Origin of the sequence: Lysobacter stagni, assembly GCF_030053425.1 — a bacterium.
GTDB classification, from domain to species: domain Bacteria; phylum Pseudomonadota; class Gammaproteobacteria; order Xanthomonadales; family Xanthomonadaceae; genus Lysobacter_J; species Lysobacter_J stagni.
Window position 1 is genome coordinate 821844 of sequence record NZ_JASGBI010000001.1, and the last position, 12021, is coordinate 833864.

Below are 12021 nucleotides of genomic sequence, written 5' to 3' on the forward strand. Positions count from 1 at the left end.
AGGAAGGAGCGTGCTCGTCAGTAGGCCAGGCTTCCTCCCTCTCCCATTGCAGGAGAGGGACAGGCCGCAGGCGGCCTGGGAGTGGGGCTTACGGCCAGGTCGGCGGATTGCTCGCCCAGGCCGCCTGCACTTCACCCAGCAGCGAACGCTCGGCGTCGTGCCAGTCAGGCAGCAGGCGGGCGTACTGGCCGGTGGTGTTCCACTGGTGCGGCTCGGTGCGCACGGCGGCGGCGTACCACTGCACCGCCTCGTCCTTGCGGCCGGCGGTCCACAGCGCGAGGGCAAGGGTCGGCGGCATCCACGCGGCGGTCACGCCACGCATCTCCACGAGAGTGCGCCACTGCGCGAGCGCGCCTTCGGCGTCGCCGGCGCGGTACAGGTCCCAGCCGTAATTCCACACGATGGCGCGGCGCAGTGAGTCGCTGCGGTCCAGCGAACCCAGGGCGCGGCCGTAAAGCTGGCGACCCAGTTCGGCACGACCGGCTTCCATCGCCAGGTGGGCCAGCTGGGCGGCCTCGGCATTGGCGCGCGGATTGCGCTCGATCGCCTTGGCCAGCTTGGCCATCGCCACGTCGCCGGTTTCGCGTACGGGCGTGATTGGCCGCAGCGTATTGGCGTCGAGGTCGAAGTAGAACTCCGCCGGCTTGGGCAAGGACTGCGCCGAAACGGCGCCCGTAACGGCCAGCAGCGCGGCCGCGAAAAGACTGCGAACAAGCATGTCGAATCCCCCTGATGCAACGCAGCAATCCTAACCCGCATTGAGCCCGGATCGGAGCGTCTGGATGTCCCGGTCCGGATTATCGGCCAAGCCGTGCGTTTCGCGAGGCCGACAACGGCAAGGTCTGCCCCACTCCGGACCGCCTCCCATGACATTGGAGGGGGTCCGGAACGGCGCGGCGGTTCACGGCGTCGCCGGTCCCCGCGGCAGGAGGGCCACTTCGTCCACGACCCACATCGGGTTGTACTCGCCCGAGGCGAAGGTGAAGCACAGGTCGTGGCGGCCGGCCAGGGTCGGCAGCGTGGCCTCCAGCGTGGTCAGACCGGGCGACTTGCGCGCGGGCTTGAGCGGCAGGGTGACGACCGGCTCGCCTTCGCAGTTGTCCAGGCGCACTTCCAGCGCGCCGCCTTCGATCTTCGCCGGGCGCGTCACCACCTTGCTGGCGTCCTTCCACAGCTGGAAGTTGTGCGGCAGCTGGCCCACGCGCACCTGCAGGGTGCCGATGCCGTCCAGCGGCGCCTCGTCGTAGATCCAGCACGGATCGAACACGTCGGCGAGCAGGAGGGTGCGGTCGCCGTCCTTGCCGTCGGCCGGGGCGTCGTCTTCCATACGCAGCATCAGGTCCTGCTTGCACGAGCGCAGCGCGTGGCTGCCGCGCGCCAGCAGGCTGTGGGTATCGAGCACGAACGTGCGCGTGGCCGCCAGCGGTCTTCCGTCGGCGAAGGCATTGGCCTGCACCGTGGTCGGCAGCGGCAGCGTGAGCGGATGCGTGTACTCCGGCGAAGTCGCGGTTGGCGTGCTGCCGTCGGTGGTGAAGCGGATCGTGCCGAAGCCGGTCTGGTTGGACAGCGCCAGCGATCCCTGGCCCGCCTCGGCCGGCTGCGGCGAGAAGCGAACGGCGAAGGCGCTGTCGGCCGCATGGAAGCCGGTGGCCTGATAACGCGCCATCTGCGGCGCCATGCGCTGGAGGAAATCCTTCCAGTCGCGGCGCGAATCGGGCGTCCAGGTCACTTCGGCCAGCGCGGCGGCGCGCGGGAACAGCGAACGCTGCACGCGATCGAAGGTGCGCTGGTGTTCGGTCCACAGGTTGCCCTGCGCGCCCAGCACCTGCTTGGCCTGGTCCGCGCTCAGCTGCACCGGTACGACCTTGAAGCCGTAGAGGTCCTCCAGCGATTCGACGCCGAGCCGGCCGGGCGTTTCGTCCGGGCCGTCGCTCTGGACGTGGTCCAGGTACAGGTCCGGCGCCGGTGCGAGCACGACATCGTGGCCGGCACGCGCGGCTTCGATGGCGCCTTCGGTGCCACGCCACGACATCACGGTGGCGTCCGCGGGCGGACCGCCTTCCAGGATCTCGTCCCAGCCCAGCATGCGCTTGCCCTTGCCTTCGATGTACTTGCCCAGCTGGCCCATGAACCAGCTCTGCAGCTGCATCTCATCCTTCAGACCCAGCTCGCGCAGCTTGGCCTGGACCGCCGGCGACTTCTCCCACTGGTCCTTGGCCGCTTCGTCGCCGCCCAGGTGGATGTACTTGCCGGGGAACAGCGCGGCGACTTCGTCCAGCACGTTTTCCAGGAACTTCAGGGTGTTCTCGTCCGGCTTGAACAGCCAGGTGTTCACGCCCCAGTCCGGCGACACCGGCGGCTTCTGGCCGGTCACGCCCAGCTCCGGATACGCGGCGATGGCGGCCTGCGCGTGGCCGGGGAGGTCGATCTCCGGCACCACGGTGACGAAGCGGTCGGCGGCGTACTTCACCACGTCGCGGATTTCGTCCTGCGTGTAGAAGCCGCAGTACGGCTTCGGCTTGCCCTTGGCATCCTTGCCGGCCGCGCCGGCGGGAATGCGGCAGCCACCGATTTCGGTCAGCTTCGGATACTGGTTGATCTGGATGCGCCAGCCCTGGTCGTCGGTCAGGTGCCAGTGGAAGGTGTTGAGCTTGTGCAGCGCCATCTGGTCGATGACGGCCTTCACTTCGTCGGGCGTGCGGAAGTGGCGCGCGACGTCCAGCATCAGGCCGCGCCACGCGAACTGCGGCGCGTCCTCGATGCGTTGCGCTGCAATGGCCGCTTCGCCCTTCCCGCCGTCGGCGGTGGCCAGCTGCCACAAGGTCACCGCACCGTAGAACAGACCGGCCGGCGCGCGCGCCGTGACCGTGACGCCCTGCGGCGTGATGTCCAGTACGTAGGCCTCGTCGCCTGCCGGCGCGATGGCCGGATCCAGCGCGAACACCACGGCCGCGCCTTCGCGCGCGCCGCCGACCTGCGGGGTGAATCCGCGCGCCTGCTGCAGGCGCGTGGCGAAATCCTGTGCGATGCGCAGCGCCTGGGCGTCGTCGCCCACCACCGCGATGCGCGACTGCGCGCCCAGCGTGTAATGGCCTTCGCGCGTGTCGACCTTGGCGGGCAGCGGGATCACGGGCGTGATCTGTGCCGGCGACATGGCCTGGGTTCCGGTCGGGCCTGCGGCTTCCTGCGAAGCGGTGCCGGCGGGCGCAGCGTCGCGCTGGCACGACGCCAGCGAGCAGGCCAGCGCCAGTGCGGCCACGACATGCAATGCGGATTGCGGCTTCATCGTTCCCTCATGTGTTGGTTGCGCCGCGTTCTCGGCGCCGAACGCAAGCGGGCCCGGCATGACCGGGCCCGCTGTGGTGCATCACACCGTCAAACCACGGTGGATCAGTACTTGAAGCGGAAGTTCAGATAGTACTGGCGACCGTTGTTGTAGAACGCCTGCGGGGCGCCGTCGGCCACGAAGTAGTTCAGCGTCGGGTCGTTCAGGTTGAGCGCGTCCAGGGTGATCGACATCCAGTCGGTCGCCTTCCAGCCGACCGAGGCCGACAGCGTGCCGAAGTCGTCCTGGAAGTACTGATTGGCGCGCAGCATGCCGTGGTAGAACGACGAGCGGAACGTGTAACCGATGCGGGCGTTGAACTGGTCGTTCTCGAAGTACGCCGACAGGTTCCAGGTGTTCTTCGAGGCACCCACCAGCGGGTCGCCGCCATCGGCTTCGGCATCGGTGTAGGTGTAGTTCGCCTGCACGCCGAAGTAGTCGCCGAAGGGCTGCTCGTACGAGACTTCGGCGCCACGGACCTTGCCGTCGCTGTTGATCGGCAGCGTGACCTCGTAGTTCTCGATCATGCCGTTCTGGTCGTTCACGTAGGCACGGGTCTCGGTGCCGTACTTGACGTAGTTGTCCAGATCCATCGAGAACAGGCTGAGCGAGAGCAGGCCGCGCTCGACGAAGTACCACTCCAGCGACGCATCGAAGTTGGTCGAGACGATCGGATCCAGGTCCGAGTTACCCGACGTACCGGTGTGGGTCAGGTTCGACAGCGACACCGCACCGGCCAGGGCCGAGTAGTCGGGCATCGTCATCGTCTGCGACGCCGCCAGGCGCAGCACCAGGTCTTCGTTGATGTTGTAGCGGAAGTTCGCGCTGGGCAGGACCTTGCTGTGCGAGTTCTGGTCGCGCACGCGCTGGAAGTCGCCGAACAGGCTGCTCACGTCCGGCGTGACGGCCGTACCGGCCAGGCCACGGTAGTACTTGATGTCCTGGTCGATGTCGACGTAGCGCAGGCCGGCGTTGGCGGTCCAGTTGTCACCCTCGAAGTTGCCCTGCACGTACAGCGCCAGGTTCTCTTCGTTGATGTTGAACTCGCTGCCGTAGTTGTGGCGCGCGCCGTCCTTGCGGACGGTGGAGTTGTTGTTGACCGCGTTCTCCAGCGCACCCTGCGTGAAGTACCAGACGTTGGTCGGGAAGCTGCCGCCCAGGCCGGTGCCGAAGTCGCCCGGATAGGAACCGACCGGAGCCCCGGCCAGCGCGCCGGCGATGTCGCCCGGATCGGAACCGAACGGGCTGTTCACCTCACGGGTGTGGTCGGCGTAGCGCGCGCCGAAGTCCACCGAGGACAGCGTGCCGTTGCCGAACCAGGTGAAGTCGCCCGTCATCCAGTCTTCCTTGTCGATGACGTCGTAGTACTGGATGCCCCAGGTGCCGAAGCCATCGGTGGTCGGGCCGGACGGGTTGTTGAGGTACCAGTTGACGGTGTTGTCGGTGCCGCGCACCTGCCAACCGCCGCCGCTGCGGCCCGTGACGACCTCGGCGATGTTCTGCGTCGGGGTCGAACCGGTGCCCTTGGTCGTGCCGACCTGGCCCTTCATCGAGACCTTGTCGCTGATGTCCCAGGCGGCATCGAAGGTGACGTAACCGGTCTTCGCGGCCGATTCCGGACGCGAGATCATGTCGTAGATGCCGTAGCCCGGCGCGCTCGGCGCGGCGGCGTAATCGGCCTTCACCAGCACGCCGTTCTGCACGACATAGCCCGGCAGCGGTGCCTGGTTGGGCACGAAGTTGCCGGTCCACAGCATGTAGTTGCGGTTGTAGTTCGCCGCATCCATGTCGGAGTAGAAGGCGCTCAGGCCCAGGGTGAGGTCGTCGCTGGGCTTGGCCTGCAATTCGATCAGGCCGCCCATGCGCTCACGCGTCTGGGTGAAGTACACCGAGCCCGGCAGGCTGGGGTACTTCACGCCGATCAGGTCCGGGTTGGTCGCCGCGACCGGATCGGTCGCCGAGATGGTCGAGAAACCACCGACGATTTCCTGGCCGTCGCGACGCAGCTCGCGTTCCTGGTAGAACGCCTGCGCCATGAAGCCGAAGGTGTTGGCGTCGTTCTTGTAGTTGAACAGACCGCTGAGCTGCGGCTTGGTCGTGCCCGGCAGGTCGGAGTAGACCGCGCCGATCGAGCCTTCGGCCGAGATCTGGTTGGCGAACTCCAGCGGCTTGCGGGTGATCACGTTCACCGAGCCGGCGCTGCCGCCTTCGACGAACTTGGCCTCGGAGGTCTTGTGGACCACCGCCTGGCTGACGATTTCCGAAGGCAGCAGCGAGTAGCTGACGCTGCGGCCGACGGTCTCGACCTGGCTGAGGATGAACCAGTCGGCGCTGCCGATGGTGTGGCCGTTGACCAGGGTCTGCGTCAGGCTGGGGCTGGTGCCGCGCAGGCTGATGCGGTCGTTCTCGTCGAAGCCACCCTCGTTGGCGCTGGAGGAGCTGGTGCTCACGCCCGGCAGGCGCTGCAGCGTGTCGGCGACGTTATGCGCCGGCAGCTTGCCCACGTCTTCGGCGGTCACCACTTCGATGTGGGACCCCGCGTTGCGCTTGGTGTCCAGCGACTTTTCCTGGCTGGCGCGGATACCCACCACGACGACGGTGTCGAGGTCCTTGGCGTCCTGGGCGGCTGCCGAGGACTGCGCGACGGTGGCGGTTTCCTGCGCCACAGCCGACCCGGCAAAGCCGAGGGCCGCGACGATACTGGCCGATAGCATGGTCTTGCGAAGCTTCATTGCTCTCCCTCCCACGGGCTGATGTGTGACTCCGCTCGGCCGTTTCTTGCGTCGGCGTTACAGAGCCAGTTTCCTGGGTCGTTTCCGCATCGGCGGGAACGACGCCGTTGTCCGGTACTGCGTGGCGCCTACGCGCCGTATTCCTGCGACAGGTGTTCCAGGTACCAGCTGGCGGCGCCGATCACGCCCAGGCGCTCGTTCTCGATCAGGCGCACCGGCACGCGTTCCAGCGCGGCGTGCATCACGCCCTTGTCCAGCAGACGCGCATGGAACGCGCTGTGCGGCAGGAAATCCTTCAGTTGCGGCAGGATGCCGCCGGCGATGAACACCGCCTTGGCGCTGCTGACGATGACCAGGTCGCCGATCACGCTGCCCAGCAGTGCGCAGAACGTGAGCACCGCTTCGCGCGCGGAGGCGTCGCCGCGACGCGCGGCTTCGGTGATCGCGGCGGGCGCGCGCAGCGCCGGCTCGAGACCGTCGATGGCGCAGATCGCGTCGTAGAGGTTCACCAGGCCCGGACCGGACACGAAACGTTCGGTGGGCACGTGGGTCATTCCGCGTTCGCGGACCCACTGCAGGATCGCGACTTCACGCGCGTTGCCCGGCGCGAAGGCGGTATGACCGGCCTCGGTCGGAAGCACCACGGTGCCGCCGCGATGGGGAATGCGTACCGCAGCGCCCAGCCCGGTGCCCGGGCCGACGACCAGTACGGGACCGCGCGCGCCGGCGCTGACGCCCGGCGTCAGCAGCAGCGAATCGGCCGGGTCCATGCACTGCGCGGCATGGGCGGCGGCCTGGAAATCATTGATGAAGTGCAGCTCGCTCAGGCGCAGGTCGGTGCGCAGTTCCACCAGCGAGATGCGCCACGGCAGGTTGGCATTGATGACCACGTCGTCCAGCACGACGCCGGCACTGGCGATGGCCACGCGGTCGATGCCCGCGCAGGCGGCGTTGCCGGACATGAAGTCGGACAGGATGGCCGCCAGGCTGGGGTAATCGGCGCAGACGTACTTGCGATGCGCCAGCACCACGACCGCCGACTCGCCGGCGCCACCGGCGCGGACCAGGCCGACACGCGTATGCGTGCCGCCCACGTCGGCGGCGATGAAGCGCGTTTCCGGTTGCATCAGCGGCGGCACGGCGCTCACCCGCGGACGCCGCGCATGCGCAGCGCGCTCTCGGGATGGCATGACCGGCCTGGTGTTGCCTTCGTGTCCCACCGCATGTTCCCTCCGCTTTCCGCCGGCTCCCCACCGACGGGGCCGAGATTGGCGCGGCCCTGACAACGTTGTCAACCAGAAGTTATGAAATTGTCAGAAACACCGGTGTCACGACCGACGAACGGCATTTTTTGCTGCGTCGCAGCAGGTGAAAACGCATACACGACGCGGCTTGAGGGCCCGTAGAGGCCCTCTATGGCGCATGACGGCGACTTGTGACAACGTTGCTCCACCGGATGTCGTGCAGGTCAAAGGCGATGTCCCAGACCGCATTCCTTGGGAGGGGAATCCGCATGTCCACGTCCACGCCTGCCGCCTCGCGCAGCCACTACGGATCCATCGCGATCATCGGCGCGCTGTTCTTCATCTTCGGCTTCGTCACCTGGCTCAACGGCCCGCTGATCTCGTTCGCCAAGCTCGCCTTCAACGTGAGCGAATCGCTGGCGTTCCTGATTCCGTTCGCCTTCTACATTTCGTACTTCGTGCTGGCGCTGCCGTCCTCGCTGATCCTCAAGAAGACCGGCATGAAGAAGGGCATGGCGCTGGGCCTGTTCCTGATGGCGGTGGGCGCGGTGGTGTTCGGCCAGTACACGACCGCCCGCGTCTACGGCGGCGCGGTGACCGGCATCTTCGTGATCGGCGCAGGCCTGGCGATCCTGCAGACGGCGTCCAATCCCTACATCAGCATCCTCGGCCCGATCGAAGGCGCGGCGCAGCGCATCGCGGTGATGGGCATCTGCAACAAGGTCGCCGGCATCCTGGCGCCGCTGGTCATCGGCACGCTGGTCATGCATGGCATGGGCGACCTCTCGGCGCAGGTGGCCAACGCCGACGCAGCGACGAAGGAGCAGCTGCTCAACGAGTTCGCCTCGCGCATCCACGACCCGTACATGTTCATGGCGGGCCTGCTGGCGCTGCTGGCGGTGGGCATCGTGTTCTCGCCGCTGCCGGAAATCCGCCCGGAAGAAGTCAACGCCGACGACGGCGCGCGCGGCAGCCGCAAGACCAGCCTGTTCCAGTTTCCGCACGTATGGCTGGGTGCGCTGTGCATCTTCGTCTACGTGGGCGTGGAGGTGATGGCGGGCGATGCCATCGGCACCTACGGGCAGGGTTTCGGCCTGCCGCTGGACAGCACCAAGTTCTTCACCTCGTTCACGCTGTTCGGCATGCTCGCCGGCTACGTGGTGGGGCTGATCGCCATCCCGCGCTTCATCTCGCAGGAACGCTACCTCACCCTGTCGGCGGTGCTCGGCGTGGTGCTCACGCTGGGCGCGTTCCTCACCAAGGGCTATGCCTCGGTGGGCTTCGTCGCCGCGCTGGGCTTCGCGCACGCGATGATGTGGCCGGCGATCTTCCCGCTGGCAATCCAGGGCCTGGGCCGCTTCACCGAGTACGGTTCGGCGCTGCTGATCATGGGCATCGCCGGCGGCGCGGTGCTTCCGCAGATGTTCGTGCACCTCAAGCAGGTGTACGACTTCCAGCTGGTGTTCCTGGTGCTGATGGTGCCCTGCTACCTGTACATCCTGTTCTTCGCGCTGCGCGGCCACGCCATCGGCCACGGCGTGGCCGGGGTACCGGCAGCGCAGAACGGATGACGGTGGTCGGTAATCCGCGTGAAAAATGACCACACGCCAGCGCACGTCGTTCCCATCGCGGGAGCGGGTGGTTACGCTTAACGCATTCCCGCCGCGGACTTCCGCGGCGGTTCCACCGGCGGCAGGCATGTCGAAACCACACGAAACCGCGTCGCGCAGACCCACCATCAAGGACGTCGCCGAGCGAGCCGAAGTCTCGCTGAAGACCGTCTCGCGCGTGATAAACGACGAGCCCAGCGTGCAGACCAGCACGCGCGAGCGCGTGCGCCAGGCCATCGCCGAGCTGGGCTACCAGCCCGATCCGTCGGCACGCAGCCTGCGCAGCGCGCAGCCCTACGCGCTGGGTCTGGTCTACGACAACCCGAACCCCTACTACGTCATCGCGGTGCAGGCCGGCGTGCTGTCGGTGTGCCGCGAGACCGGCTACGGCCTGCAGATCCACCCCTGCGATTCGTCGTCGAAGAACCTGGCTTCCGAGCTGATCGACCTGGTGCAGCACTCGCGCCTGGCAGGCCTGGTGCTGGCGCCGCCGATGTCCGAGCGCAACGAACTGGTGACCGAGCTGGTCGCGCACGGCGTGCGGCTGGTGCGCATCGTCTCCGCAGCCGCGGACCCGCAGGACGGCAGCGCCTGTGTATACGTGGACGACCGCGACGCCGCCTACGACATCACCGAGCACCTGATCCAGCTGGGCCACAGCCGCATCGGCTTCCTCTGGGGCGGCAAGTCGCACGGGTCCTCGTGGGAGCGCTACAAGGGCTACGAGGACGCGCTGCGCGAATACGGCATCGCGCTCGATCCGGAGCTGGTGGTCGAAGGCGATTACTCCTTCGACGACGGCTTCCGCGGCGCGCGACGCCTGCTGGCCCTGCCCGACCGCCCCACCGCGATCTTCGGCAGCAACGACGAGATCGCCGCCGGCGTGCTCGCCGCGGCCAAGTCCAGCGGCATGAACGTGCCCTACGACCTGTCCATCGCCGGCTTCGAGGACAGCCCGTTCTCCAAGCAGAGCTGGCCGGCACTGACCACGGCCAAGCAGGCCACGCAGGACATCGCGCGCCACGCAGCACACCGGCTGCTGCAGGAAATCCGCGAACATCCGGCGCGCGAACTGCCCAACGAGGGTTTCAGCCCCGAGCTGGTCGTGCGCGGTTCAACCGCGCCGCCACGCCCGAAGACCTGACCGGAAGCGCCCGCGCTCACGGCCGACAAACGCGGCCGGTGCTCTGCTACCGCTCCTGAACGCAGGCATCGGGAGCCAGGTCATGAACGCCACCGCGGAACTCGCGTCCCCCGAGCAGACCCTGGCGATCCTCCAGGATCCGGCCATCGCGCGGCTGCTGGAACAGGATCGAAAACTCGTCGCCCTCGGCCGCAAGGTCTGCGTGCTCAAGGCCATCGGCTGGCCGAGCGACATGGAGGATCGCTTCCTCGCGCAATGGCGCGCCGGGCAACCGGAGCTGCCCAGCCCGCAGACCACGCCGGTGGACCTGGGCACGACCATCGAAAGCCTGCGCGCGCTGATGCAGGAGATCGACCGGCGCCATCCCGTCGGACGCTGGCTCTACAAGACCGCCTGGAGCTACTGCGTCGCCGCGCACATGCTGCAGGCCATCGGAACGCCGGAGTTCACGCGCTGCTCCGCCCTGCTCTACGGCCGGCCGGACTACCGCTATCGCAGCCAGGACGTCACCAACGTCGACAGCGCGCGCGAAGTGCTGACCATCACCGATGACCTGATCGACAGCCGCCGCCTGCCGGAGGTGCCGTCCGACATTCCCGCCGACGAGTTCGCACAGCGGCTTCGCGAACGCATCGGCCCGTTCTTCAGCCACGACGACGTGAAGGTGGTGCTGGACCCGGAACTGTCGTCCAAGGCCACCGCCGGCAGCCGCCGCATCAGCCTGCGCGCCACGGCGATGTTCTCCGAACGCGACCTCAACCAGCTCGTCGAGCACGAAGCTTTCATCCACACCGCCACGCTGCTCAACGGCATGCATCAGCCGCACCTGCATTCGCTTGGCGTGGGCGCGCCGCGCACGACGCGCGTGCAGGAAGGCCTGGCGACCTTCTCCGAGATCGTCACCGGCGCACTCGACATCGCGCGGTTGCGGCGCATCGCACTGCGCGTGGTGATGGTGAAGCAGGCGCTGGACGGAGCCGACTTCATCGAGGTGTTCAAGGGCTTTCTCGAAGCCGGGCAGAATGAGGTCGAAAGCTATCGCAGCGCCTCGCGTATCTTCCGCGGCGGCGATGTGCGAGGCAGCGTGTGCTTCACCAAGGACGGCGCGTACCTGGAAGGCGTGATGATCGTGCACGTGTTCGTGCGCAAGGCGCTGCAGGAAGGGCGCGGGGAACTGTTGCCGATGCTGTTCGCCGGGCGCCTGACCACCGCCGACGTCATCGAACTCGCCCCGTTCCGCGAGAACGGCCTGATCGCGCCACCGATGTACGTACCGCCCTGGGCGCGCGACCCGCAGCGCGTGCTGGCGACCATGGCCTTCTCCACCGCCACCCAGCGCCTGCGCCTGGACCGCCTGGACCTGCAGCGCTTCGTCGAATTCGAGGACGAGGTGATCGAGGAATCCGGCATCAACTGACACAAAGGCCGGTCGCGACCGCGCCCCGCGTTAGCTTGCAGGCCCCGACCGGCCACCCGACCCGGCGGGGGACCCGTCACGTCGGGCCTTCTGGCGAGCGCCCGACGGCCACCCCCGACATGCCCCGCGACATGCCCTGAAGCCGGACGTTCCCGCTCGCCCGCAACGAGCAGGGAGGTTCCATCCATGAAACACACCACGCTGATGGGAATCGCCGCATGCGCGGCGCTGCTACCCGTCCTCGCTCCGGCCCAGGACCTGGTCCAGAGCGCAGGCAAGAACGCGAAGGTCGTGCTGGACAACGCCGACGTGCGCGTCATCGAGTTGAACATGCCGGCCGGTGCGAGCACCGGCGTTCACGAGCACAAGACCGATCAGCTCGTCGTCTTCCTGACCGGTGGCAAGGCGAAGCAGACCGACTCCGCCGGCACGGTGAAGGAAATGGAACGCAAGCCCGGCGAGGTCGCATGGAGCGGGCCGGTCACGCACGACACGGTGAACGAGAGCGGCAAGCCCATCCGCACGCTCGTGATAGAGCTGAAGAAATAG

The 12021-nt window shown here is 67.5% G+C and carries 8 protein-coding genes; 4 read left to right on the forward strand and 4 right to left on the reverse strand.

What is annotated here, in order from left to right; translation table 11 throughout:
- Positions 1-88 precede the first annotated feature (88 nt).
- The 4 genes from QLQ15_RS03660 to QLQ15_RS03675 all read right to left on the reverse strand — a co-directional run bounded on the left by QLQ15_RS03660 (position 89) and on the right by QLQ15_RS03675 (position 7184).
- Complete coding sequence (locus QLQ15_RS03660; protein ID WP_283211493.1) at positions 89-718, reverse strand: tetratricopeptide repeat protein; 630 nt, start codon at positions 716-718, stop codon at positions 89-91.
- 183 nt (positions 719-901) lie between these two features.
- On the reverse strand, positions 902-3286 hold the full coding sequence (locus QLQ15_RS03665) for a family 20 glycosylhydrolase (RefSeq protein ID WP_283211494.1): 2385 nt from the start codon (positions 3284-3286) through the stop codon (positions 902-904).
- Positions 3287-3390: 104 nt separating this feature from the next.
- Positions 3391-6057, reverse strand: a complete 2667-nt coding sequence (locus QLQ15_RS03670; protein WP_283211495.1) for a TonB-dependent receptor — start codon at positions 6055-6057, stop codon at positions 3391-3393.
- A gap of 128 nt (positions 6058-6185) precedes the next feature.
- On the reverse strand, positions 6186-7184 hold the full coding sequence (locus tag QLQ15_RS03675; protein WP_283213919.1) for a glucokinase: 999 nt from the start codon (positions 7182-7184) through the stop codon (positions 6186-6188).
- A 386-nt stretch (positions 7185-7570) separates the two neighbouring features.
- Here QLQ15_RS03675 and QLQ15_RS03680 point away from each other — a divergent pair, with 386 nt between their 5' ends.
- The 4 genes from QLQ15_RS03680 (at position 7571) to QLQ15_RS03695 (ending at position 12021) form a co-directional block, all read left to right on the forward strand.
- On the forward strand, positions 7571-8872 hold the full coding sequence (locus QLQ15_RS03680; RefSeq protein WP_283211496.1) for a sugar MFS transporter: 1302 nt from the start codon (positions 7571-7573) through the stop codon (positions 8870-8872).
- A gap of 127 nt (positions 8873-8999) precedes the next feature.
- Positions 9000-10055: a LacI family DNA-binding transcriptional regulator gene (locus QLQ15_RS03685; protein ID WP_283211497.1), complete on the forward strand. Its 1056-nt coding sequence runs from the start codon at positions 9000-9002 to the stop codon at positions 10053-10055.
- A gap of 82 nt (positions 10056-10137) precedes the next feature.
- Entirely contained in the window at positions 10138-11472 is a 1335-nt protein-coding gene (locus tag QLQ15_RS03690) for a peptidase MATCAP family protein (RefSeq protein ID WP_283211498.1), read from the forward strand.
- 186 nt (positions 11473-11658) lie between these two features.
- Positions 11659-12021: a cupin domain-containing protein gene (locus QLQ15_RS03695; RefSeq protein WP_283211499.1), complete on the forward strand. Its 363-nt coding sequence runs from the start codon at positions 11659-11661 to the stop codon at positions 12019-12021.

Excerpts from the sequence above, each read along its gene's own strand:
- QLQ15_RS03660 (WP_283211493.1), bottom strand. The coding sequence starts at position 718 with ATGCTTGTTCGCAGTCTTTTCGCGGCCGCGCTGCTGGCCGTTACGGGC.
- QLQ15_RS03665 (WP_283211494.1), bottom strand. The coding sequence starts at position 3,286 with ATGAAGCCGCAATCCGCATTGCATGTCGTGGCCGCACTGGCGCTGGCC.
- QLQ15_RS03670 (WP_283211495.1), bottom strand. The coding sequence starts at position 6,057 with ATGAAGCTTCGCAAGACCATGCTATCGGCCAGTATCGTCGCGGCCCTC.
- QLQ15_RS03675 (WP_283213919.1), bottom strand. The coding sequence starts at position 7,184 with ATGCAACCGGAAACGCGCTTCATCGCCGCCGACGTGGGCGGCACGCAT.
- QLQ15_RS03680 (WP_283211496.1), top strand. The coding sequence starts at position 7,571 with ATGTCCACGTCCACGCCTGCCGCCTCGCGCAGCCACTACGGATCCATC.
- QLQ15_RS03685 (WP_283211497.1), top strand. The coding sequence starts at position 9,000 with ATGTCGAAACCACACGAAACCGCGTCGCGCAGACCCACCATCAAGGAC.
- QLQ15_RS03690 (WP_283211498.1), top strand. The coding sequence starts at position 10,138 with ATGAACGCCACCGCGGAACTCGCGTCCCCCGAGCAGACCCTGGCGATC.
- QLQ15_RS03695 (WP_283211499.1), top strand. The coding sequence starts at position 11,659 with ATGAAACACACCACGCTGATGGGAATCGCCGCATGCGCGGCGCTGCTA.